Source organism: Bacillus pumilus, from assembly GCF_024498355.1.
In the GTDB taxonomy this organism is placed as follows: domain Bacteria; phylum Bacillota; class Bacilli; order Bacillales; family Bacillaceae; genus Bacillus; species Bacillus pumilus_P.
Map to the genome: position 1 here is coordinate 3,138,688 of NZ_CP101833.1, position 25,781 is coordinate 3,164,468.

The 25,781-nt window shown below is 40.1% G+C and carries 20 protein-coding genes; 2 read left to right on the forward strand and 18 right to left on the reverse strand.

The window, feature by feature from the left end; translation table 11 throughout:
- Positions 1–12 precede the first annotated feature (12 nt).
- From NPA43_RS16070 to tagD, 6 genes are all read right to left on the reverse strand, one after another.
- Positions 13–2,013: a CDP-glycerol glycerophosphotransferase family protein gene (locus NPA43_RS16070; protein WP_256499058.1), complete on the reverse strand. Its 2,001-nt coding sequence runs from the start codon at positions 2,011–2,013 to the stop codon at positions 13–15.
- Positions 2,014–2,114: 101 nt separating this feature from the next.
- On the reverse strand, positions 2,115–3,176 hold the full coding sequence (gene rfbB / locus NPA43_RS16075) for a dTDP-glucose 4,6-dehydratase (protein ID WP_256499690.1): 1,062 nt from the start codon (positions 3,174–3,176) through the stop codon (positions 2,115–2,117).
- Positions 3,177–3,196: 20 nt separating this feature from the next.
- Positions 3,197–4,081, reverse strand: a complete 885-nt coding sequence (gene rfbA, locus NPA43_RS16080) for a glucose-1-phosphate thymidylyltransferase RfbA (protein WP_256499059.1) — start codon at positions 4,079–4,081, stop codon at positions 3,197–3,199.
- A 220-nt stretch (positions 4,082–4,301) separates the two neighbouring features.
- Entirely contained in the window at positions 4,302–6,560 is a 2,259-nt protein-coding gene (locus NPA43_RS16085) for a CDP-glycerol glycerophosphotransferase family protein (RefSeq protein WP_256499691.1), read from the reverse strand.
- Positions 6,561–6,641: 81 nt separating this feature from the next.
- Entirely contained in the window at positions 6,642–8,648 is a 2,007-nt protein-coding gene (locus NPA43_RS16090) for a glycosyltransferase (RefSeq protein WP_256499060.1), read from the reverse strand.
- Positions 8,649–8,770: 122 nt separating this feature from the next.
- Positions 8,771–9,160, reverse strand: coding sequence for a glycerol-3-phosphate cytidylyltransferase (gene tagD / locus NPA43_RS16095; RefSeq protein WP_008343212.1), 390 nt, complete (start codon positions 9,158–9,160; stop codon positions 8,771–8,773).
- 369 nt (positions 9,161–9,529) lie between these two features.
- Between tagD and NPA43_RS16100 the strand changes: the two genes are divergently transcribed.
- Together NPA43_RS16100 and NPA43_RS16105 are read left to right on the forward strand one after the other, a co-directional pair.
- Complete coding sequence (locus NPA43_RS16100) at positions 9,530–10,300, forward strand: WecB/TagA/CpsF family glycosyltransferase (protein WP_099726419.1); 771 nt, start codon at positions 9,530–9,532, stop codon at positions 10,298–10,300.
- 11 nt (positions 10,301–10,311) lie between these two features.
- Entirely contained in the window at positions 10,312–11,499 is a 1,188-nt protein-coding gene (locus NPA43_RS16105) for a CDP-glycerol glycerophosphotransferase family protein (protein WP_249705613.1), read from the forward strand.
- A 17-nt stretch (positions 11,500–11,516) separates the two neighbouring features.
- On the opposite strand, the gene NPA43_RS16110 is transcribed toward NPA43_RS16105, so the two are convergent.
- The 12 genes from NPA43_RS16110 to NPA43_RS16165 all read right to left on the reverse strand — a co-directional run bounded on the left by NPA43_RS16110 (position 11,517) and on the right by NPA43_RS16165 (position 25,765).
- Positions 11,517–14,147, reverse strand: a complete 2,631-nt coding sequence (locus tag NPA43_RS16110) for an N-acetylglucosaminidase (protein WP_230030657.1) — start codon at positions 14,145–14,147, stop codon at positions 11,517–11,519.
- Positions 14,148–14,272: 125 nt separating this feature from the next.
- On the reverse strand, positions 14,273–15,223 hold the full coding sequence (gene manA / locus NPA43_RS16115; protein ID WP_230030656.1) for a mannose-6-phosphate isomerase, class I: 951 nt from the start codon (positions 15,221–15,223) through the stop codon (positions 14,273–14,275).
- 147 nt (positions 15,224–15,370) lie between these two features.
- Complete coding sequence (locus tag NPA43_RS16120; protein ID WP_099726423.1) at positions 15,371–16,192, reverse strand: carbohydrate ABC transporter permease; 822 nt, start codon at positions 16,190–16,192, stop codon at positions 15,371–15,373.
- Positions 16,189–17,160: a carbohydrate ABC transporter permease gene (locus NPA43_RS16125; RefSeq protein ID WP_180275475.1), complete on the reverse strand. Its 972-nt coding sequence runs from the start codon at positions 17,158–17,160 to the stop codon at positions 16,189–16,191. Before NPA43_RS16125 ends, NPA43_RS16120 begins: the two co-directional genes overlap by 4 nt.
- 56 nt (positions 17,161–17,216) lie before the next feature.
- Positions 17,217–18,482 carry an ABC transporter substrate-binding protein gene (locus NPA43_RS16130; protein WP_230030655.1) on the reverse strand — a complete coding sequence of 422 codons (1,266 nt, stop codon included), beginning with the start codon at positions 18,480–18,482 and terminating at the stop codon, positions 17,217–17,219.
- 102 nt (positions 18,483–18,584) lie between these two features.
- A complete protein-coding gene (locus NPA43_RS16135) occupies positions 18,585–20,003 on the reverse strand; it encodes a response regulator (protein ID WP_230030654.1) in 1,419 nt (472 codons plus the stop codon).
- The gene (locus NPA43_RS16140; RefSeq protein WP_256499062.1) at positions 19,997–21,439 is read right to left on the reverse strand and encodes a sensor histidine kinase; all 1,443 of its coding nucleotides are present in this window, start codon (positions 21,437–21,439) and stop codon (positions 19,997–19,999) included. The genes NPA43_RS16135 and NPA43_RS16140 overlap by 7 nt, the downstream gene beginning before the upstream one ends.
- Complete coding sequence (locus NPA43_RS16145) at positions 21,436–22,437, reverse strand: sugar-binding protein (RefSeq protein WP_099726427.1); 1,002 nt, start codon at positions 22,435–22,437, stop codon at positions 21,436–21,438. The genes NPA43_RS16140 and NPA43_RS16145 overlap by 4 nt, the downstream gene beginning before the upstream one ends.
- A gap of 68 nt (positions 22,438–22,505) precedes the next feature.
- A complete protein-coding gene (locus tag NPA43_RS16150) occupies positions 22,506–22,961 on the reverse strand; it encodes a GNAT family N-acetyltransferase (protein WP_249705615.1) in 456 nt (151 codons plus the stop codon).
- Between the two features lie 119 nt (positions 22,962–23,080).
- Positions 23,081–23,680, reverse strand: a complete 600-nt coding sequence (locus NPA43_RS16155) for a bifunctional 4-hydroxy-2-oxoglutarate aldolase/2-dehydro-3-deoxy-phosphogluconate aldolase (protein WP_249705616.1) — start codon at positions 23,678–23,680, stop codon at positions 23,081–23,083.
- Positions 23,652–24,668, reverse strand: coding sequence for a sugar kinase (locus NPA43_RS16160; RefSeq protein ID WP_256499063.1), 1,017 nt, complete (start codon positions 24,666–24,668; stop codon positions 23,652–23,654). Before NPA43_RS16160 ends, NPA43_RS16155 begins: the two co-directional genes overlap by 29 nt.
- A gap of 86 nt (positions 24,669–24,754) precedes the next feature.
- The gene (locus NPA43_RS16165; RefSeq protein ID WP_249705617.1) at positions 24,755–25,765 is read right to left on the reverse strand and encodes a LacI family DNA-binding transcriptional regulator; all 1,011 of its coding nucleotides are present in this window, start codon (positions 25,763–25,765) and stop codon (positions 24,755–24,757) included.
- Positions 25,766–25,781 lie beyond the last annotated feature (16 nt).

The window sequence follows — 25,781 nt, forward strand, 5'->3', positions numbered from 1 at the left end:
TGTTACCTCCAATTATTGTTTAAATACTGTTTCGATAACTAATTTTGCTGAATTTCCTGTTTCCAGGCTGCAATATTCTTGGAAAAATTCATTGTATTTTTCTTTATATTCTTCTTCCACATGATGAATATTTTTTAATGCATCAAACAACTGTTTTTGTTCCTGTAATACTGGGCCAGGTAATCCCTTGTACATATCTAAGTAAAAACCTCTTATCTCCTCTTTATAAAGTTTATAATCATAAGCATAGAACAAAATCGGTTTTTTACTATTTGCATATTCAAAAAACACAGATGAATAATCCGTGATTAAAATATCACTGATTAAATACAACTCTTGAATATCATCGTATTTAGATAAATCAATGATTGAAGAATGTTTGCTTGGATTAAGCGCTAAATAATCTGAGATTAAATGATGCATTCTTAAGATTAATACATAATCATCACCAAATTCATCCTGGAACTGTTCTAAATCGAATTGTATTTCAAATGAATGGTTCCATGATCCATTTGATTCATTATCTCTCCATGTTGGAGCATACAATATAACTTGTTTTTCCTTAGGGATGTTCAACTTTCTTTTAATGGATTCGATTTTTTCTAACTTGTTATTTTTATAGAAAATATCATTAGATGGATAGCCGTTTAACATTATCTCTTTTTCAAACTTAAAAGCCCGCTTAAAGATATCACTAGAGTATTTATTAGCTGCTAATAGATAATCCCAATTACGAGATTCCAAATAAAAATTTTCCCTAGCCAATTTTTCAGGACCATCTACTTCTATGTCATACCCTAATCTTTTTAGTGGGGTTCCGTGCCACGTCTGAATATACACATTACCTTCCCTTTTTCGATGTACAGGGAAAATAATATTGTTAACCCAATATTTTGAAAGCGCTAGGTATCGATAATAATCTTCTTCTTCTCTATTTACTATGATTGGATTTCCTGGTAATTTTGATTCTCCTTGATAAGACCATACAAATTGATACTCTTCACCATATCCATTTTCCAATAAGTATTCATAAATATATTTTGGATTTCCTGAGTAACTTTTTCCCAGGAAACTTTCAAAGAAAATCATCTTCTTATTTATTGGGTGATTCTCACAAATGTTATTAAAAATTGTTTTGCCTCTAGCTATATTGTAGGTCTTAATATATTGTTCATTGTCAGTAAACCAGCATGCTAAACTCTCTTTCCCCATAGTTACATATATAATAAGCCTGAAGTTATCTTCATAATCATTATTAAATAGATATCTATCCTCTTCTTTTGAGAAATCAGTATAGCCTGTCATATCTACTAGTTCCTTATAACAGATTCGTTGCTTATCATCTCTTATTTGCAAAAAGAAATCCCATCTGCTATTGAGATCCAAATGTTGTTTTAACTTATCTATCATAATAATTTTTTTAAAAATATATTTATTCTTTTCTTTCTGGAAATCTAAAGAGTAACCATATGACTTGTTATTATCTCTTCTTACTGCAATTAACTCTAGTTGTTTCACTGAATATTCATTTGAAAATTGAGTAACTTCTCCTTCAATATAAAAGTTTGAACCTACACTTTTTAAATTGTTTATATACTGAGTAAAAATATTTTTTTTATAATCAAAAGATAAATTTCCATTTTTCGTTTTAAAGCTTTTTAATTTTAAATTCAAATCCTCTGAATATGATGTGAACCCTTGATTTTTCAAGCTAAATACAGTTCTTTTTCGCAGATATCTACTATAAAATCGAAGGGTAATATACACATCCAAAGTGCCGTTACTATTAAGGTCTGCAATATCTTTAAGATTAAAAATAGATATGTTATTTTTTATCTTGCTCTTTAAAAATCTGCCACTCTCACGATCTTTCAAAATCACACTTTTATTAATTGGAATAAAGCCTAAATTACTAACAAATAAATGGAGTTTTTCTTCTTTAACTTGAATTTCCACTTTATGTTTACTTATTATTGATTTTAATATTTTAGAAACTAATTTTTTAATTTTCATTTTTAATCTTCGTAACCTCATCTCAACTACATTTTACACAATAGCAAAAAGTAAAAATTCCCCATTCATAGTGCTGAATAGGGCTTTTTAGAATTAGAATATTACTTTATTTCTCCGTATGCTGTTTGATAGTAATTTTTATATTCATCATCTATAATATTTTTAAACCATGCAGAGTTATCTAAATACCAATCAATTGTTTTTATAATACCTGTTTCAAAATGATATTTCGGCTTCCATTGAAGTTCTTTTTCTATCTTTGTTGGATCAATTGCATAACGTCTATCATGACCTTTTCGATCTCTAACAAAGGATATTAAGTCTTGTGTAATCTTGTGATCTACCTTCTCATTTAAATAAGTTATGATTTTTTTTACAAGGTCAATATTTGTTTTTTCGTTATGTCCACCAATATTATATATTTCTCCAAGTTGGCCATTTTGAATAACTAAGTCTACAGCGCTGCAGTGGTCTTCAACAAAAAGCCAATCTCTAACGTTCAATCCATCTCCATAAACAGGGATGCTCTTTTTTTCAATACAGTGATGAATAACAAGTGGTATCAATTTTTCTGGAAACTGAAATGGGCCATAGTTGTTAGAGCATCTTGTAATGTTCACAGGGAATTTATACGTATCAAAAAATGACTGCACTAATAAATCGCCCGAAGCTTTACTAGCTGAATACGGACTATGCGGGTCTAAAGGTGTTTCTTCTGTAAAATATCCTTCCTTGCTTAAGGAACCGTACACTTCATCGGTTGAAATCTGAATAAACTTTTTTCCCTCTTTATAAGAGTCGTCATCTTTTTGCCAAAATTCTTTAGCTGTATTCAAAAGATTCAATGTACCAAGCACATTGGTTTCCACAAATACTTTTGGGTTTTCGATACTCCTGTCTACATGAGATTCAGCTGCAAAGTTCACTACATAATCAATTTCGTTATTTTCAAAAACTTCACTCAATAATTCAGAGTCCTTAATATCACCTTTAATAAATTGATAATTTTCAAAATGTTCATAACGAACTAAATTTTCAAGATTTCCTGCATAAGTTAGTTTGTCAAGATTTATAATTTTAATATCTTTATACTTGTCTAACATATATGCTATAAAGTTAGAACCAATAAAACCTGCTCCACCTGTAACAAGGTAAGTTTTCATCATTCTCTCCTTCGTAACTTCTATTTAATAACGACTTCTTTATTTTCAGCTAGATCTAATAAGTATTTACCATATTCAGTTTTAGATAATGGTAGGGCTAAACGGGAAAGTTGTTCTTCATTTATATAGCCTTTGCGATAAGCAATTTCCTCTAATGAAGCGACATACAGCCCCTGTCTATTTTGAACTGCTTCAATATAATTACTTGCCTCTAGTAAACTTTTATGTGTACCAGTGTCTAGCCAAGCCATTCCTCTACCCATGATTTCTACTTTCAATTCACCGCTTTGTAAATAAAAATCATTGATGGAACTAATCTCTACTTCGCCTCTTGCGGAGGGTTTAACATTTTTAGCAATTTCTATCACTTTATTATCGTAAAAGTAGAGACCAGGTACCGCATAGTTTGATTTGGGTTGGCTAGGTTTTTCTTCAATGCCAAGAACATTACCGGTATGATCAAATTGCACAACACCGTAATCTTCTGGATTCTTTACATAATACCCAAATACAAGCGCACCTGTCGTCAGTTTTACTGCTTTGTTTAAGATTTCAGTCAAACCTTGTCCATAAAATATATTATCACCGAGCACAAGACACACATTATCTCGACCTATAAATTGTTCTCCAATAATAAAAGCATCTGCAAGTCCTTTAGGTTCTTTTTGCACCTCATAACTTATTTGTATTCCTAAGGTTTCTCCCGTCCCTAAAAGACGTTTAAATTGTTCTAAATCACTTGGGGTAGTGATAATAAGTACTTCTTTAATCCCACTTAGCATTAGAACTGATAATGGATAATAAATCATTGGCTTGTCGTAAATCGGAACTAATTGTTTAGAGATACCCTTCGTAATAGGATAAAGCCGTGAGCCTGTACCACCAGCTAAAATTATTCCTTTCAAGATGATCCTCCTATGAAAAAATACTTAGAAAAGCCTTAAATCCTGAGAAATTCACTATTTTTTATTTGAATATCAGTTTTATAATAACATATACCTAATACAAAGTTAATAGTTAATATTCGGGCTTAAATTACAATTTTAAATAAACAAACCAAAAAAAGCACTATTAAGGGATTCGCTCTTAGGTTTGAGGATCCCTTAGTAATGCTTGTCAATATTCCTATTTAAACACAACCTCAACCACCCGCTTCGATGATTCCCCGCTCTCTAAATAGCAGAATTTTTCATAAAACGGTGCAAATGAAGCTGGTAATGCAAAGGTTGGCTGTTCTGTTTCTCTTACCCAGTCAATGACACTTGCTGTCTCTTTTACAAGCGGTCCAGGTGCTTCTTGTTCAAAGTCGAAGTAGAAGCCTCTGAGCTTGTCACGATATGTTTCGATGTCTGGCACATAGAACAGCATCGGACGTTTGAGATTTGCATAATCAAAGAACACCGATGAGTAATCTGTGATGAGCAGATCAGAAATCATATAAAGGTCTCTGATGTCTTCGTAATGAGAGAAGTCATAGGCAAAGCCTTCATATGGTCCTAAATCAAAGTTTTCAGCTACTAGATAGTGCATACGAAGAATGATGATATAGTCGTCTCCGATAGATGCTCTTAGCTCATGCAGATCAAGGTCTAAATCAAATTTGTACTGCCCTTTTTTATAAAATTGATCGTCTCTCCATGTCGGTGCATATAAGATCAATTTTTTATCAAGCGGCAGGTTCATTTTTTGCTTGAGTGCCCTCATCGTTTCTTCATTGTTTTGATTGTGAAGGAAGTCGTTTCTCGGATATCCTGACTCAACCATCGTCTTTTGAAATTGGAACGCACGTGTAAAGATTTCAGTCGAGTATGCATTAGGAGAAATGAGGTAATCCCAATTCGATGCTTCTTTCGTGAAATTCTTTTTGTATTTCTTCGTGTTCGTTCCAGGCATATGCACCTCGTCCATGTCCATCGCCAGTCGTTTTAACGGCGTACCGTGCCATGTTTGCAGGTATGTTGTATGGTCTGGTTTTGGGACCCAAAGCGGCAATCGACTGTTGACGACCCAATACTCAGCTCTTGCCATCGCAACAATCCATTTGAATGACAGACGATTGATATAGTAGATGTCCTTTTCCTTAAACGGTGCTTCATGCCCTTTTTTGACGCTCCAGATCAACGTATATTCAGGGTGATTTTCTTTCATATACTCATAAATAGCACGCGGGTTACAACTGAATTGTTTTCCATTAAAGCTTTCAAAAACAACGGTTTTCTTTTTCACGGACAATTTACTTGCTAGCTTAAAGGTCGTTTTGAAGGTTCTTGTCACCAATTGATTACGGACTTTTTTGATTTTGCCAATTTTCTTTTTGAATTTCTTCCACTTGCTTTTGACATAGTACTTCGCACGGGTTTTGATTGTGTAATCATTAATTCGGATGCCAAGCGTTTGCCTCTTTTTCTTTCGATATACTTCAAATCGAATCGGGATATCGTTCTTTTTTTGTATTTGGACAAGCCCTTTTAATTGATTAGATCGATCTCCAAGCACAAGTGACGGTGTTGTTAAAGTCTCTTCTACTCCGTTAACTTCACATATAAATTCAAAGTACATTCTATAGATATATCGCTTATCTGTAGAATAGGTTAATGCCCCTAAAGGGACTTCAACTTTGAAAGGATATATCTCTGGCATCTCCCCGTCTGTTCTATAATAATCAATTTCACTTTTTTGCTGGAAATTTACGGGGAAGCGGTGCTCCATTTCGGGGGCACTGTTCCTTTTGACCAGGATTTGTATTCTTTTGATTCGATAAGAGTGCTCAGCACTTATCACACCACAATATCCATTTAGAGTCAGGATATTGGTCTCATCGAGTGATATCTGCTTCATTTTCGTGATCTTCATTTCTCGCTTGACCTTAATAGAAGCATTCCCTTTGTCCGTACGATATGGTATGGCAAGGAGCAGAGCGTTTTGATTTTCTATGAAACAGACTTCAGGCGTTTCGACATCCAGCTTTAGACGACGCTTATAATAAGGATTGTCGTCTTCATCTATGAATTGTCCTTCTTCCTCTTCCAATTCCGCCTCTTCGTCCTCTCCATCAGAATCATACGAGGAGTCTTCGGTTTCATCTTCGCTCTCACTACTATCAATCATTTGAGAAAAATCCGTCACATATAAATTATACGTTTGTCCTTGTTCCATTTTATTCGAGAAAGAATCTTCATGAAGCACTATTTTAAACCGATTTTCTGCTAGATGTTCAAGAGGAAGGTAAACTTCCTGCTTTGAGAACCTTTCTCTCATGAGCAAGTAAAATATTCGACCTTCTAATGGCCTATCATCATCTATTTTCAACACAATTTCCAGTTGTTGGTGATGGTTCTTTAAACTTTCAACAACACTTTTCTTCTGAACGGTCTCTTCAATCATCAATCATTTATCTCCTCTGTTCATCGAAATCTTATGCTTGTCATACTCATAACACGATGTAGTATAAATAAAAGTTTCTATTTATTTATTCAACTTCCAAGAATAATTCCCTTTAATTGTCTTGTAAGAAACACCATCCATCTTTGACACACCTTTTTCATTGAGCAAATGCTCGGCGATTGGTAACCGCTGAGTGATTTCATTGAATTCTTCATCTCTCATTCTCATATAGAAATCAACGTATTTTGTTTTGTTTCGCTTCAATGCCGCCTTTATGAATGCATGTCCAATTGGGAAGGATACCTTTAAATTTTCGACTTTTTTAGAGAATAACTCAGCATGGTTATCCCGATCGTATCCGACAAGTTCTAATATAACCTTTTTTCGCTTTTCAATCACACCTTCTATTTGCAAGTCCAATGAAAGAACATGATGTTTACTACTAATGTCTACCAATTTGAAATGAATAGGCTTCATCATGCGTTGAATTTGGTCTCTTTTTTCTCGAACTTCTATCATTTTGTGGAGTGCCGTTATCCAGTTTTCATAATAGTTCGGAATTGAATATATCTCTGCAATCTCCTGACAATTTTCTGAAAAAATTTGATGCTGTTCATCGTTTTTTAACAATTCAATGATTTTGTTAGCTAGCTGTTTCACTTCATATTGCTCTACAACAAAGCCATTAAACTCATTTTTCACAAGCGTGCTAGCACCATAATCGTAATTATAAGTAATCACAGGGCAATTGTTAACAATTGATTCCATGATAGATAATGGACAGCCTTCAAAGACAGAGGTAGAGATAGACATTCTAGCTGTTCTAAATTCAACATCAGGTTTTTGAGTGAACCCTTTCAAAAAGACATTCTTTTCTAAATTTAATTTTTTAATTTCCTGTTTTAGCTGCTTTTCTTGAGGACCAGAACCAAAGATTTCAAGCCTCGCACTTGGTACTTCTTTTATAACAAATTGAAACGAACGGATGGCATCTATGACATTCTTGATTTTAGTTAATCTCGCCATCATCAGTACCTTATGTGGATCAGCCATATAATGATCTTGTACTTGATGTGACGAACGGTCTAGTGTATGTGGCGTTAAAAAGAATATATTTTGATGACCGAATTGTTTTACTACATCTGTTTTTTGCTCTTCAGTGATAAAGAAGACGGCATCTACTTTTTGTTTTCTTATTTGGGTAAATAACTCATTGTAATCAGAACGTAATGCTGTCTTTTCTGTTTCGTAGTGTTTACTGTGAATAATTGCTGAGAAGTAAGAAGAGCTTCTTTTTTTTAATTGAAAAACATACTTATCCTGCTTCCGACTATCAACTAAAAAGAGCTTTTTCCGATCATTTTTATACTGAATAGTCATGAGCCACTCTTGTCTTAATGCCTTTTCATTTTTAAAGGTTTTTATCCCTTCCTGAGCATACCATATCATTTCTTTTAATTTATTTTTAGACTCTTCTTCAAGATGAACATACTCCTTTTTCATATAAATATGAGTGTGCTCATAAATGAATAGTTCTTGATAGACTTTGCCCGTTTCCTGAGAGAAATAAGAAACTTTATGCAACTGCCCTTGTGTATTGTATTCCTCACGCTTTTCCATTTGCTGATTTTGATGAAAGAACTCAATCATCTCAATTTGATTTGTTTGTTCATTCCTAATGAATCGAACAGATGGATCTTCATGATCAATTACCACTTCATTGATGTTGTCAGGGTGATAAGATGGGTGATACTGTTCCTCTGGTTTACTATTTGGAATAAGGAAGTCTACATACATATTTTGAATTTTTGTCATTTTAGGATTCACTATTTGTTTGTCAATGATCCCTTTCACTTTCCGAGAAAATTCAGGATCATATGAAAAGGTTAAAAAATGAGATGAAATATTCTTCAACCCAAATAGTTTCGCACGTAGCAATAACGACTTCGTCATACCACCATATTTCTCTTTAATTCTCCCAGTAATAAAGTAATAATCCATATCCGGAATTTGTAAGTGTGGTTGCGGTTGACTTTGATTATTTTTAAGTGTCTTTCTTCTATGCTTGTTAAACCATTTTCGGATCAAAACACTCAACCTTTCATTGTTGTCCATTTATTCCGTCGATATTTAAATAAATTTTAAAAGAATATTTTAACATGAAAAAATACTTCTCACCAAATGATAAGAAGTACTCTTATTTCAATCTATTAAAGTCCTGCAATTTCTTCCTTAATTTGTGTTGTAGAGATGCCTTCTGTTCTCTTCAAGTATACGACTTCGCAATGCTCTTTCAAGAAATCGAATTTACCTTCCCAGTCATCTCCCATGACAAACACATCGATGTCGTGCTCTTGCACGTCACGGACTTTTTGATCCCAGCTGTTTTCTGGAATGACTTCGTCTACATAACGAATTGTCTCTAAAATCAGCTTTCTATGCTCGTAGCTATGATAAGCCTTTTTTGATTTTTGTAAATTAAACTCGTCTGTAGAGATGGCCACCACTAAGTAATCTCCGAGCTGCTTTGCACGCTCCAGCAGCTTAATGTGACCCCAGTGTAATAAATCAAATGTACCGTAAGTAATAACTTTCTTCATTGCAAACTAAACTCCTTTCTTTAAATCCTTATTCGTCTGCTTCAAGCAGTAATGTTTATCCGTAATCCCATTATCTTCGATCAGTTTTTTCGCTCTTCGGAACCTCATTATATCACAGTGCCCATTAAACGTTAAGCAGATGTAAAGACAAACTATTTCCAATTTAATGGGCACGGGAGGAAAAGTCCGAAAAATCAATGTTTCACCGATCTTCAATTATATGAAATTATAAAAATGTCATGAAATTTAAAGGATTGTAAAGTTATTGTTAATATTTCATGGAGCAACTATGATAAAATGATGAGTAGGCTAAGAATGAATTTACAATGAACGTTCATAGATAACAAGATGAAAAAGGAGGTCTAAACAATGCAAACAGAAGTGGTCTCTAACCTTTCTTATGTAAACGGCGACTTAGATGAATTTATCAGCTATATCAACCAGCATCATATTTCTCAGAAAAGAGGCGCCATGATTGCGACTGTGAATCCAGAGATTGGCTATGCCGTCATGAAGGATGATGCGTACCATCAAGTAGTCTCTTCTGCGGATTATGTATTGCCGGATGGTGTGGGCGTCGTGTTGATGTCACGCATGACACAGAGTCCGCTTAAATCAAGAATTGCAGGCTTTGATGTCTTCATGTCTATGCTTGATCTTGCAAACAAGCAGTCTAAAAGTATCTTTTTATATGGTGCGAAAAAAGAAGTGCTTGAGGCTGTCAAACAGCGAATTGATACGGAATATCCAAATGTGGTCATTGCAGGCAGCTGTGACGGCTATCAAGCCGATAAACGTTTCGTTGCGAAACAAATCGCTCGCTCGAAAGCACATATGGTGTTCGTTGCTTTAGGTTATCCAAACCAAGAGAACTTCATTTATGAATACCGCCATTTATTCCCGCAGGCTGTTTGCATCGGTTTAGGCGGAAGCTTCGATGTATTTAGCGGCACAGTGAAGCGTGCACCACGCTGGATGATTAAGACAAATACGGAATGGCTGTACAGACTGGTTGTCAATCCGTGGAGATGGAAACGAATGCTGAATATTCCAAAGTACGCCTTTGCCGTATTGAAGGAAAACAAAGGGAAGAAACGTTACTATCCTGAGCAAGTAAAGGATCAGACGAAGCAGCTATGAGAGATTGATCAATGATGAATATACGCTCAATAATCATTTCATGTTATGCAGCTTTCGTTTCTTTTATTGGATGGCTGATGAGCGGAGTGAAACCGCGTGAAAACCAGGTGACGCTGCTTGTTTCATTCCAGGAGAATGCGGCTGCTCTCATTGATACCTATCAACAACAAGCGAATATGACGATGAAGCTGACAGTCCTCTATACGAAGCATGCTTCCAATATAGAAAAGGACGGGTCTCATCTGTCATTTCGCTATTTTCATGAAAAAAATCCCTTCCATCTCATTCAATGTATGTATACGATGCTGAAAAGCAAGGTCGTTGTGACGGATAATTACTTTCTCATGACAAGTGTGCTAAGAAACAGACCTTCTACAACCTGTATTCAAGTATGGCATGCCAATGGCGCTTTGAAAAAATTTGGCCTTGAAGATGCTTCAAATTCATGCCGGAGTCCACGTGATATCGAACGCTTCAAGCGGGTCTATGCGTCTTTCGATTATATCGTCACGGGTTCAGATCGCATGCGTGAGATTTTCAAGTCATCGTTTGGGGTAAATGACGAACGTTTTTTACCAACAGGTGTGCCGCTGACGGATGTGTACTATGATCATCATCCGCCTTCCTTAAAGCCGGATGATTTTCCAAGAGGGAAAAAAATTCTGCTTTATGCACCGACCTATCGAGACTTTGCCATGGACGGTCTTGTCCTGCCCTTTTCAAAAGAACAAATGCATACAGAGCTAAATGGAGACTATATTCTGCTCGTCAAGCTTCATCCTGCGGTCAAACATTTAGCGAAGGCTGAAACAGATGGTGAATGGATATTTGATGTGTCCGAGCAGCCGCTTTATCCTTTGCTCTGTGCTTGCGATGTTCTGATTACGGATTATTCGTCGATTGTGTTTGAATATGCGCTGCTCGAAAAACCTGTTTTGTTCTTCACTTATGATTTAGAAACTTATCGAGATAAACGGGGATTAGTCGATCGTTATGAAGACATCATTCCCGGAAAGGCTTGCGTCTCTCAAGACATGCTCTTGAAGGAGCTTTTACATCTAAACGAATCAGCCAATGGAGATCTATTAAAAACCTTCGCTGAGGAATGGAACCAATATTCAAAGGGACAATCAAGTGAGCAGCTCTTAACATTTATTGAACAGCAGCTCTTACACAAAAAACGTCCGGCTTCTTATTAGGAAGCACGGACGTTTTTTTATTTGTTATAAACCGGGATATCATAATACAGCGTATAGTTATCAAGTAAGTTATACAAACTATACATACGAGTGACTTGCTTATAAGCCCATCCAATATCCGTAGCATATTGATGAGTAGCTGAACTAGACCAGCGCATTTTATAAATGGTATCTTGTTTGTAAGTGGCGTGATTGATATAGCTGTTGCCAATGAATTTTGCCCCGCCAATAATGGCTGCCTCTGGCGTGAACCATTGCTGTTCATACGCATACTTTGCACCGAGATAATTCGGATTGCTGTCGTATGCGCCAATGCCATACATGTTATACACTTTCTTTCCATTAAACATCGTACCATTCGCTAAAATTGAACTTCCGTTACCTGTTTCAAGCAGCGCATGAGAAATCAAATAGATTTCGTTAATATGATACGTTTTCGCTGCTGTTATAAAGGCTTGTCCTTTTCCAGCAAGAATCCCTTTCCCTGCTAAAATCTTCGAATTGACTTCGGTCGGATTGAGATTCGCAGCTTCAGAGAGTTTGAGAAATTGAAAATACGATTGAGTGCCCTCAGCGATATTAGCTGGGTCTACATATTTTAACACTTCTGCTGAACTCGCATTTCTCCAGCCAAGGCTGATCTTTATCCAATTCCCTTCTTTCCCGAGCTGTTTCACTTTTGTGCCTTTGTTCAGCTGTGCCACGATGTTGCTTGCAGAGCTTGAATCAGGTGTAGAACGTACATTTAACCCATCCGTATTCACTGTTGACGTCGCTGGATCTACATATGTCGCATAAACATAAGCCGCACCATCTGTCTGTGGTGACACCTTCATTTGTTTGTTCACCATCTCATTGACAGTGAGGTTATAATTCGTTTGCATGACCATCGGGCCATTTTTGATTTTTGTTGCGGTGGCTGTCCAGCCATATTGGCTTTTCACAAAAGCAATGGCCGCATTTGCATTTGCTAACCCTGTGAATTGCTGCGTTATGTTGATTTTATATGCCGGTTTTGTTGTCGTTGTATAAGCAGCTGTTTCATTCCGTTTTTTGAAAAATGCCATGCCTTGATCACGCAATGCAGCAGTCGCAATGACCCCTGTTTTCATTTGATATTGCCCATAATCAGTTGTACCCGTTTTTTGGGCAGCTGCCTTCATTTTTTGTTTCGTCAAATAGCTAAGTGCTTGATTGAGTTTTGTCTGATTCACAGTCGCCTCTGTCGTAATACGGTATTGCTTGACAGCTTCTGTTAAAGTTTTTGTACTGCTGGCAACCCCATTTTTCTTGATGATCTCTTGCGCCTGCTTCACTTTGCTTTGATCATATACAGGTGTTGTCATCAGGCTATACGCTTTGGTGACGGCTTGTCCCTTACCTGTTGTGATGTTACTTGTCACCTTTTGTGCCTTTAAGTATGCGGCACCTTTGTTCACTTTTGCTTGATCCGTTGCTTGATTGACAACGAGTCGATACGTGCTATCAGATACCTTGCCCGTTTTTTTCGTTGTCGCAGATACCTTTTTCTTTTGGAAGAAGGCCGTCGCTTTTTTCGCTTGATCATCTCCTAAAAGGTTCCCAGTCACTACTTGATATGGCTGTGTAGAAGAGATTTTTTTGGACGTATAGCGCCATTTCTTTTTCTTGAAAAAGGCAACTGTTTTTGCATAAGCTGTATCGTTTAATTGATTGAGCTTCACGATATAATTTTTCGTTTTTCCTACTCGCTGCACAGTACCTGCAGCACCGGTTTGTTTCTTAATCTGAGCCGCAGCTGAGGCTGCTTGTTTGCTGTCTTTGAAATAGCCTGATTCCATGCGATAGACATTTTTAACGGCTCCTGCCTTCTGAATCTTCCCGCTGATTTTTGCTTCTTTTTGCAGCTGGGTAAGAAGTGTCTGGGCTTTCGACTGGTTAGCTTGTGCAGCTGATGTGACGATGTAATATGGCTTGCCTGCTGTCACCGTTTGACGCACTGCTTTTAAACCAGATTCCTTTTGAAAGCCTTGCAGGATGGTATTCGCCTTACTTTGTCCAACAATACCGCCTGAGATCAGCTGATACACGGTGCCAGCTTTGTTTTCGGTTTGGTATGTACTGGTGACTCCTGCCTTCTTTTGTAATTCTGTTTGAATATTTTTGACTTTCGTTTCAGAATCAATGGCTCCTGATATGACCTGATAAGAAGGTCTGCTTTGACTGATGACTTCATAGGAGCTCTTTAGCCCTGATGTTTTTGCTAGCTCTAGCGAGAACTTTTTTGCCTGACTTTCATCGTTGATCGGGTCAGATACGACCTTTTGTAAAGGAAGGCGGTCACCAACTGGAGACACAGTGCCATTTATGCCCACCTCTTTTTTTAACGCCGCCGCACTTGCATTCGCTGCATCTTGTGAGTCATATCCTGAGGCAGTGAGCTGATAGGTCGACGTATTCCCCGAGGTTTGATAACTTGCTGTCCACTTTTTATCTTTTTTCAGTGTTTCTACTGCTTTTTTCACTTCTGATTCTGTCGTAAATACCTTTGAGGTGCTAATCGTATAAATGGATTGATCGACATAGGAGGCTGCTTGCGCTTCTTTGCCTGTGTGTAATGTCATACCAAAGGCAGCTGCGAGTAACATAATCTTGATGGTTTTTTTCACGTTCCCTGTCCCTCTCTTAACTTTGCATAATAGTCTACTAATCTCTTTATCGACAAAAACAAGTCTTCTTTCAAGTCATTCATGCAATAGCAAAATAGAGGACCCCATTTAAGTCCTCTTTTCCTTTATATATGTGACACAATCAGTTCACAAGATCCTTCAATCGAGAAGCTCCCTGTTTCAGCTGGCAAAATAAAATGAGCCCCTTTTGGCAGTGGATATGTGTTCCCATCATGCTCTATAGACCCTTCTCCCTTAATGACACTGCACAGCAAAAATGTATCATCTTGCGAAAGCTCTACTTTTTGATCAATTTCCCATTTATACACAGAGAAATATTCTGCTTCTACAAATGTTCTAATGGTCATTCCTGGACGTGTTTCGACTGATTCATCTGCATAACCGTCTACATGAGGAACCGTTGTGACGTCAATGGCTTGCGCAAAATGAAGTTCACGTTCATTGCCATCTTGGTCTTTTCGTTCATAATCATATACCCGATAGGTTGTATCTGAGCTTTGCTGCGTTTCGAGGACAAGCGTTCCTTCGCATAGCGCATGAATGGTACCGCTTGGCACATAATAAAAATCACCAGGCTTAATCTTCACTCGCCGTAAAAGACCTTCCCAATCTCCGCTGTTCATCATGGTCACTAGCTCAGTTCTTGTTCTTGCATTGTGTCCATAGATCATTTCTGCTCCTTCTTTGCAGTCAATGATATACCAGCACTCTGTTTTCCCAAGCTCTCCATTTTCATGTCTTTCAGCATAATCATCATCTGGATGAACTTGAACGGACAAGTCTTGGTTTGCATCTAAAATTTTTGTTAACAGCGGGAAGCGATCGCCTTCTATTCCCCCGAACAACTCCCTGTGATTGTCCCATAGTTCGATCAACGTTTTCCCTTTATATGGACCGTCTTGCACGACACTTGGTCCGTTTGGATGAGCAGAAATTGCCCAGCATTCTCCCGTTTGATCAGAAGGAATATCATAGCCAAATTGATCCCTTAAGGCTGTACCTCCCCATATTCTCTCCTTCAATTCAGGCAGTAAAAAAATTGGTGACTGCTTCATTCAGGATGACTCCTCCCTTTGCTACCCTTTGATAATCCTTGCCTAGCATGATGAAAACTAGTAAGTCTCAACTTTTATTATGACGCTATCTAAAGAGAAGTCAATCCTTTCAGTACACCAAATGAAAACGATAACATGAAAATTTCTTTATCCTTTGACAGAGCCTGCGAGAAGCCCCTTCACAAAGTATTTTCCGAGCAGAATATACACCAAAAGTGTCGGCAGTGCGGCCAAAATAGCTCCTGCCATTTGAACGTTCCATTGCACAATTTGGCTGCCTGATAGATTTTGCAAGGCGACCATGACTGGCTGATGCTCCGCAGTGGTCATCGTGACTGCAAATAAAAATTCATTCCACACATTGGTAAACTGCCAAATGGCGACCACGACAAATCCTGTGATGGAAAGCGGAAGAATCATATGTCTGAAAATCCCGATAAACCCTGCGCCATCCATTTTGGCCGATTCAATCATTTCATCAGGGATGCTCACATAGAAATTGCGAAACATGAGTGTTGTGATCGGAAGACCATATACGACATGGACAAGCACTAGACCTGGAATCGAATTATACAATCCGACTTCACGTAAAAATTGAATGAGTGGAATGAGGATGCTTTGATACGGAATAAACATACCAAACAGCATCAACGTAAAAACCACTTCTGACCCTTTAAAACGCCATTTTGATAGCACATAGCCATTCATCGCACCTAATACGGCTGACAATAAGGTAGCAGGAATGACAAGATAAAGTGAATTCATCAAATTAGGCGATAGCTTTTCAAAAGCGATTTGATAGCTAGAGAAATCAAGCGTTGATGGCAGCGACCACATTTGCTCAAGGGTGACTTCACCTAATGGCTTTAAGCTTGTGACGAGCATGACATAGACAGGCATTAGAAAAAAGAGGCTGCACAGAATCAATAAAGCATAGAGAACTGGACGGACAAACCATCTGGCTGTCATGATGAAGCCCCCTTCCGGCTCGACAGGAGATATGGCACGATAAAGACCGCAACAGAGATCAGCATGACGATTGCAATGGCAGCACCGCCTGCATAATGGTTTCCTCTAAAGGTCATTTCAAACATATAAACGCCCGGTACATCCGTGACAAAGTTTGCACCCGGTCCTGTCATCGAGTAAATCAAATCGAAAATCTTTAAAGAAATATGAGCCATAATAATAATGACACTTGCAGTAATCGGTTTTAAAAGCGGAAAAATGATTTTTCGGTAGATTTGCCACTCAGTTGCTCCATCCATTCTAGCAGCCTCTCTCACTTCCTCTGGAATTCCTCTAAGACCTGCCAAATACATCGCAAGCGAGAACCCAGTCATTTGCCACACAGCTGCAATGACGACTGCAATCATCGCCGCTGGTACACCAAATTCAATTTTCCCCCAGACAAATCCAGCTAAAATATTCGTATCCGTGTACCACTTAGGCTGGATGCCTAGCGTTTTCAAAAATAAATTCACTCCAGTTGACGGATTTAAAATCCATTGCCACACGACACCAGTCACAACGAAGGAAAGGGCCATCGGAAAAAAGAATAAATTCCGGAAAAGAGATTCACCCTTGATCTTCTGGTCTAGTAAAATCGCAAGTGCGAGCCCAGAGGCTATGACGGCTCCAATAAAGAATAAAGTAAAAAAGACCGTGTTTCGTAGATCTGACTGAAAGCGGAAATCTTGAAACAGCATGACATAATTGCGAAGTCCTGCAAAAGAAAAATCCGGAACAAGCGAGGTCCAGTTTGATAATGAAACATACCCTGTCCAGCCAATAAAGCCGTAAACAAAGATGAATAATAAAACAGCTGACGGGGCTAAAAATAGCAGTGCAAGCAGCTGATCTCCATTCCATTTTTTCCGAACACGTTTCACTTTCGGCGCTGACGCTTTTGTGTTCGGCGATGTGTCCATGCGCATGAAGCTACACTCCTTTTTAAAAAAGAGGCGGTGCCTGATCGCCGCCTCCTTCGTCTTTATTTCATAGAGTCTTTTAAAGATGAAACAAACTGGCTGCTGTCTTTTTGTGTCACAAAAATATTGACGGCTTGGTTTGCTTTCGTCACAAAGCCTTCTTCAGCAGCTGAGCCATGGGCGAGTGACGGCGCCAGCTTTGACTCTTTAAATGCCTTCATCGCCGATTTTCCGTATTCATCATATTTTGATACATCCGCATCAACCCGTGCCGGAATCGATCCCTTCAGCGGATTAAACGCATCCTGTCCTTCCACAGATCCTAAGACAGATAAGAATTTTTTCACGTTTTCCGGCTGTTTGACACCCTTCGGCAGTCCGAACGTATCGGTGATCACCATAAAGCTTCCCTCCGTTCCAGGGGTCGCCACGTAACCAAAATCTTTGTTGACCTTCAAGTCCAGATCGTTGACAAAGTATCCCTTCGCCCAATCGCCCATGACATTCATCGCCGCTTCCCCTTTTGCCACGAGCTGTGAGGCATCCTGCCAGTTACGGGAGCTATGATCGTCATTGACGTATTCGAGCATGCGTCCAAAGATGTCTGCCGCTTCCTTCACTTTTGTGTCATCCATTTTCAAGTCGCCCGCCCAAAGTTTTTGATAATCTTCTGCGCCTAATACACCAAGCAGAACACTCTCAAACAAGTGAGTCGCTGCCCAAGGCTCTTTATCCCCAAGCGCAAGTGGAGTAATCCCTTTTTTCTTTAAAGCATCTGCTGTTTTGAAAAATTCATCAAATGTCGTTGGCGGCTCTAAACCTTGGTCTTCAAATACCTTTTTGTTATACCAAAGCACATTGCCTCGGTGAATATTCACTGGAACCGAATAGATTTTCCCATCTTTGCTCACAAGGTCAATCAGTGATTCTGGGAATTTGTCCTTCCAGCCTTCTTGTTCATAAAGATCATCCAGCGGCTCCATTTTGCCTGCCGCGACCCAGCTCTCGTTCAGCTCTGCCCCGCCATGTACTTGGAAGGAAGCTGGCGGATCATTTCCTTGCATCCGGCTCGTCAAAACAGCCTTTGCATTCGTACCAGCACCACCTGCGACGGCTGCATTTTCAATTGGAATCTCTTTATTTTTCTCTTCAAACAATTGAATGAGTGCTTTCAGTCCGTCTTCCTCACCTGCTCCTGTCCACCAAGAGAAAATTTCAAGCTTCTCCGCTCCGCCCTCTTTTTTTGCATCTGAGTTCGTCGATGTACTGCAAGCCGTGATGAGAAGCATGCAGAGTGCCAACAAAGTAAAGCCTAATTTGAACTTCATGATTGATCCCCCATCCCTGTTTTGTAAGCGTTATCAAAATAAGTATAATGGTAGATCATTGCTTTTTTTCAGGCAAACTTCTTCACTTTTTTATGAAATTCTTCATTTTTTTATGGCCAGTTTTCGATATTCCTTCGGTGAACAACCGACCATTTTCTTAAAGACACGGCTGACGTAATTGGGGTCGGTATATCCTGCCTGATAAGTAATTTCTTTTAAACTAAGCGAGCTGTCTTTGAGAAGCTTCTTGATTTTATCCAGCCGGCAGGTCGTCACATATTCTTTAAAGGTCAGACCCGTCTCATCTTTAAAGCGCTTTGTGAAATAGGTTGGGCTTAAGTCAACATAGGCGGCAGTTTGCTCGAGCGTGATATGTTCGCAGAAATGTGTTTTGATGTAACGTTTTGCCCGCTCGATGTCATTCACGGTCTGGGTTCTCGCTTCATACACGTCAAATAGATGCTCACAGCACTGGCGGCATTCTGCTGCTGTGCTGATGGCCAGAATGGAGAGGTCTGCACGGAGTCGTGATTTTAATAGAATCAGCAGCTCTTTTACATGTGTAAGTGCCGCCCCCTCTAATTCAAAGGCATCAAATAAGGCAAGCGCATCCTCTCTTCTTCCTTCTTCCAGTGCCAGCATTATGTCGTCAGCAAGCTCGGGAAGATTGATCAACAGATTGGACTGCACTTCTGTATTGTAAAAACCATAACGAACAACGCCGCCATCCTTTTTTCGCTGATAATAAGAAAGCTTTGCTTCCGCTGCACTTTTCTGAAGATGAAGTGGGTTTGAGACTGGGTGCCCTATGCCAACGACAGGTGAAGGATGTCCGCTTGTCATGGCAGCTCGAATGGCTTGCAGTACATCTGCCTTTAGCTGACCTGTTCCTTGGTGACTATAAATGAAGCATGTAAACAGCTCACCGCCCATCTGAATAGGCACCGCTTGAAAAAGAGCGGATTGCTGTAAATCACTCAACAGCTGATCCCCGCCTGCCCGCTGAACAGCGATGACGAGACCTGCTTCACATTCTTGGAACAATTGTTGAAACTCAGTGAAGGTATAAGATTGACCGTTGATCACATGGGCTTCCAGCCACTTTGACTGCTGATTGACCGTCGCTGCCTGCCGCTGAGACGCCTCCTGCTCAATTTCTGCCGCAATAGATCGAATGGCTGCAATGGTTTCGTCTTTATCAGCTGGTTTGACGAGGTATTGTTTAACCCCTTCCTGCATCGCTTGCTTTGCATAATTGAACGTATCGTAGGCTGTCAGCATAATAAATTTTGTATGCGGGCTGCCTGCTTTGATCTGTTTGATGGCTGTCAATCCATCCATGCCAGGCATCTGAATATCCATGAGCACAAGATCAATCGGCTCGGACCGCGCAAATTCAACCGCCTTCTTTCCATTTTCAGCTTCCCCTGCAATATAACACTCCGGGAGCCATTCGGTCATGAACTTCCGCATCGCCATTCGTTCTATTTTTTCATCATCCACAATCAGCACGTTCAGCATACAGGTCCCTCCTTTATCGGAATCGCCAATTGAATGGTGGTGCCTTCGTTTGGATTTGAATCAATTTGAAGGGCATCTTGCACCCCGTAAAACAAACGCAGTCTTGACACCACATTTCGAAGACCAATTCCTGTAGAATGGCCTTTACTCAGTGTGTTCGGATGATCCTCTTCTTTTTCCGATAGCAATCTTTTTTTCTCTCTTTCATTGATTCCAGTCCCATTGTCCCGAATCCGAATCATCACAAAGCCATTGTCTCGATAGATAGAGAGCTCAACAAGCCCGCCTTCCTCCTTTGGTTCTACTCCATGAATAAAGGCATTTTCGACAAGCGGCTGTAATGTGAGACTTGGAATGTGAACAGATAGACACGACTCATCTATGGTCGTTTTGCATGTAATACGATCGGCAAATCTCGTTTCTTGGATATGAAAATATTCTTTGACCACTTTCACTTCTTGTTCCAATGTAACGGACGTACTGAGAGCAGACAGTGAATACCGCATCAGCGTGGAAACCGATTGAATCAATCTCGATGTGGCATCTGCTGATTCTAAGTAAGCCATGCGTGATACGATGTTTAATGTGTTAAATAAAAAGTGTGGGTTCATTTGGTTTTGCAGCGTTTTCAACTTCATGTCTTTGATTTTTTGATCTAAGGCAGCCTTTTGTTTCATCTCTTCAATCATCATTTTCATCTCCTGCCGCATTCGTTGAAAGGCCTCATTTAACACAGATATTTCGTCCTTTGATGTGACATGCAAATTCGCTCCATCAAAATTTCCTTCTGATACTTCTTTGGCACTTCGAGACAGGTGGACGATTGGCCTTGATATCCCGCCAGCAATGATATATGCCATCCATAATGCGACCCCAATCGATAACGTAAACAGACACAGGGTAAAGAGCGCATAAGTTTGATGTCTTTTTTGAAGTGATTGATAGAGTGCCTGATACTCAGATAATTCATCATCTAGCAGGGTCATCGTCTGCTCTTGTATATAGGAGGAGACTGTTCTCACCTCCTTCACACTTGCAGCATATTCTTTGATTTTCCCTTCTTTTACATGTGTCATGGTCGCATCACCTTCATTCATGAGCGTCCGCATCATATATTGATATTTTTCAATAGAGGGTATCGCCGCATGAAGCCCGGCATCTTTTAGCAGCACCTGATCATAGGTTTTCATTTTCTGTTTTGATTCAATATATTCTCTGGCAAACTGCCGATCTTTCTCAATGGCATAGGCATTGACCTTTTCATACATCGTTTTTGCCTCTGTGGATATATCATTAAGCAGGAGAAAAGAACGAAAGCTCCTGCTATATTCTGAGGTTAATTTCGAGCTGCTCCAATAGACAAAAAAAGCAGCCACGTTACCAAGAAGCACAAGGATTAAAAACGCCAATAACAATTTACTTCGAATCCTTCTCATGGCTGAACCCCCTGTGGTCTTTCTGTTTGATGAAGAGGCAAATCCCCGCGCCGAATCACACTCGTTCCTGTGTACTGCAGCGCTTCTTCCTTTTCGCCTTTCTGCAAACGAACAAGTGATTCAACCGCTTGGTAGCCCATTTCATATGGGTGCTGCACGACCACCGCATCGATTTTTTCATCATCAAGCGCCTGAATCGTATCAGGCAATGTATCAAATGTGAGTACATAAAAATCAGCAGCTGATCGATATTGCTCTGTTGCTTGAATGATGCCGACACCATCTAATGCGCTTGTTCCATAAAATGCGGTCAGCTCTGCATGATTGTTTAATAGTTTATACGCTGCACCGGAAGCCCCTGACTTCGTAATGGCTGATTCTTCTATTCCAGCAATATGAATGCGTTTTTCAGCAGAAACGGCATCTCGAAATCCCTTAACGCGCAGCTTCTGGTGGATGGCATCAAGCCGGCCCGTGACAATTCCTACATACTGTTCGCCTGTTGTATCTGCGATGAGCGCCTGCCCTGCGATAAAGCCTGAATAATAATTATCCGTTCCAACATACACTTGACGCTTGCTCCCCTCTGCATCCGTATCGACTGTGACGACATCAATGCCTTTTTCCCTTGCTTTTTGAAAGAGCGGTTTGTATTTCTTCGCGTCAAGTCCCTGCGTCATAATACCATCTACATGCCCAGCAATCGCCATATCAATGGTTTTAAGATGATCATCCAAATCAGCCTGCTTTGGGCCCAGGTATTCGAGATACACACGATGAACGGCCGCCGCATCAGCAGCTCCCTTTTGCACCAGTTGCCAATATTCGTTATCAAGTTCCTCCGGTACAAGGACAAAGTGATATTGATAGGTTGATACCACTTTGTCAGAAGCGCTTTCAATCTTAAATAAATCTTGACCTAATACACATAAAGAAATGACGGATAGCACACAAACTGTGAGAAGAGCGCCTATTCCAATCAACTTAGACAGCTTCACTCACATCCCCCTCCTTTCATTGTTGCCGCATAAAAAAAGAGCTGCTTATAAGCATACTCTCTCGACCTCTATAATTCCTTTGTCATAAATAAACTGTTTGGATCTTCTTGATATGAACCAAAAGGCGGACAATATTGAAACCCAAAGCTTTCATATAGTCTTCTTGCTGGTTCAAAGAAAGCCATCGCACCTGTTTCGAGGCTGACACGTGTATAGCCTCGCTGTTTGGCTTCTTGGAGAAGGTAGGTCAGCATTTGCCTTGCTACCCCTTTTCGCATATGGAGAGCTGCCGTCCTCATCGATTTGATTTCACCATGTTCACTTGATAGCTCCTTTATCGCTCCGCAGCCAAGAAGTTCCTCTCCATCCCATACACTCCACACTGTGACATCTTGTTTTTTCAAATCGTCTAATGGAAGGGCATGAATGCTTTCTGGGGGAGAATGCTCCTTCATCTCTTCTACATGACCGGTGATCAGCTGATCTATCCGTCCATCTGTGAGTGCATCTTGTTGAATGTACATTCCAATCCCTCCTTCACGATCATTGTACGTGAAGAGTCGAATCTTACCCGCTGTTATGTCAGATAAACGAACAAACCACCGGCATCCATGAGCCAGTTGTTTGGTGTCATATCAAGTATTTATGAAGAAAGAACCGCTTGTAATTCTTCTGCTGTACTGCTTCCAAGCTGACTGCCGACACCTACTGCCACAGCACCTGCTGCGAGCCATTTTGGGACATCGGCTGGATGAATGCCGCCTGTTGGAATAAATTCAACCTCTGGAAACGGGCCTTGTAAGTTTTTCATATAGGACAAACCGAAGGAGCCGCTTGGAAAAAGCTTGAGCAAGCGGTATCCATTTGCTTTTGCCTGCATGATTTCACTCGGGGTCAGGACACCTGGCACATAGAGTGTATCGTGAAATGATAGATGCTCTCCAATCACAGAGAGATATCCTGGACTGACAATAAATTGCGAGCCTGCCTCAATGGCTGATTGTGCCTGTTCAAGCGTCGTGATCGTTCCTGCTCCTACAATGAGTTCTTGCTCATGCCGAAAGGATGCGATGATGCGTTCAGCATTTGGAGTGGTATACGTTACTTCAATGGCACGCACCCCTTTTTTCTTTAAACGCTGAATCATCTCAATGCCTTCTCCTTCACTATCCGCTCTAACCACTGCGATCAGTTTACAGACTGCGAGCTGCTCTTTAACGTTCAAACTTGCTGACTTTCCCATCTCTCTCATCCCCCTTCATATACTCCCGCCTGTGATTCCGTTTGGCTTCTTTCATAAACGCCTGAAGCTCCTCCCGAGTGGGCAGTCCATCCTTATCTCCTGGAGACATCACCGCAAGTGCCCCAATGGCATTACCCCTTGTAACGGATTTTTCATAGGATAAGCCGTCAAGTAAGCCACTAATGACCCCCACTGCAAATCCATCACCAGCGCCGACCGTATCAACGACATCATGAACATGAAACCCGCTCACAATTCCCTGACCGGCGGCACTTTTATAAAAGGCACCTTCCGCTCCGAGCTTAATGACCACTAGCTTGACACCTTTTTGTAAATAGACCTCTGCAATCTCTTCCGGCTCATGGCATCCCGTGAGCCTTTGCCCTTCTGCAAGTCCCGGGAAAAACCAATCGACTTGATAGGCTATCTGGTTCACCGTATGAATCATATCCTCTTCCTCTTCCCATAGCTGAAGCCTAATGTTCGGATCAAATGAAATGGTTTTGCCTGCTTCCTTCATGGCTTGAAGGACACAAAAAGAAAACGCTCTCATTTCACTAGACAGTGCAGGCGGAATACCTGTCATATGAAGGTGTCCAGCCTGCCGGAAATAGTTGGAGGGAAAGTCACTTGGACTCATTGTGCTCGCAGCAGAGCCTTTCCGGTAATACGTCACGTCAGGGTCTCCATCAATGACTTTTGATTTAAGCAATAACCCAGTTTGGGACCCATCATTTGAACGGAGCACTGCACTTGTATCGACCCCTTCTTTTTGAAGCTCTTCTAAAATAAATGTGCCAAGTGAGTCTGCCCCGACTTTGCTCATCCAGCCAACCTCAAAACCCAGCCTTGAAAGGCCGACAGCGACGTTACTCTCTGCACCAGCAAGCGCCTTTTGAAACGTATGCACTTGATGAAGTTCTCCAACTTCTTTTGCGTAAAACATCGCCATTGATTCCCCAAATGTGACCGCATCCAATGCTTTCACTCATTTCTCCCCTCTCTTGGTACCGGTTTCAAATTAGTTGAAAAAGAGAGAGCATGCACGTATGTATACTCTTCTCTGCCTTTCGCTTATAAAGATTTCCTGACAATGATTTCTCCATCGAGTTGAATGGTTTGGGGCGCACTTTCATCGCCTTCAAGCCGTGTCTTGATTTTTTGCATGGCCGCTTTCCCCATTTCATGAGATGGCTGTGCAACAGTTGTGATCCCTGGCCCAATCAGCTTATACCATTCTGTATCATCAAACCCGGCAATGCCTATCTCATCAGGAATCTTGATCCCAAGCTCCACGAGTTCACTAATGAGCTTCAGCATGAGTAAACCATTGCCTGCTAAAATCGCCTTTTTTTGATGGTTTGATTGTAAAAAACGGACAATCTCTTCTCGTATTTGTTCCTTTTTCTTCAAATTGATTTCTGAAATGATAGGTTTCTTATGTTTACTCATGGCCGTCTGTTCATATGCTTCTTTTCGTTCTTCACGAGGACTAATCCCATCAACCGGCTCAGTAAAGAAAGCGATGTGATCGTAGCCTTTCTCATACATTTGTCGAAGCAGTCGGATCGTGATATCACGGTTATTCGTTGTCACTGTGTCGACTTTGAGTTCAGGTAATTTACGGTCAACAAGGACAATCGGTACACCGTTTTTCTTAAAATCCTGTAGAATGTCATTGTTTTGACCTGTCGTATTGATGATGAGCCCTTCAATATAATGCGCATTCAGCTTCAGGAGCATTTCTCGTTCTTTTTCTGGACGATTATCTGTGTTGCACACCATGATGCTGTACCCATATTCATCACAAATCTCTTCGACACCGCGAAGCGTCGCTACAGAGAATGGATTCGTTATATCGGCTACAATAAAACCAATGACCTTACTTTTTCTTACTTTTAGTCCTTGAGCGAGCTGACTCGGGCGGTAATGGAGCTCCTCAATGGCTTTTTTAATCTTTTTTACCTTTTCAGAAGAAATTTCATTTGTTCTGCCATTGATATATCTGGATACTGTTGATTTTGAAACACCTGCATAAGCTGCAACTTCGTTAATGGTCACTTTCATTTGCTTCTTCTCTTTCATTCAAAAAACTCCCACG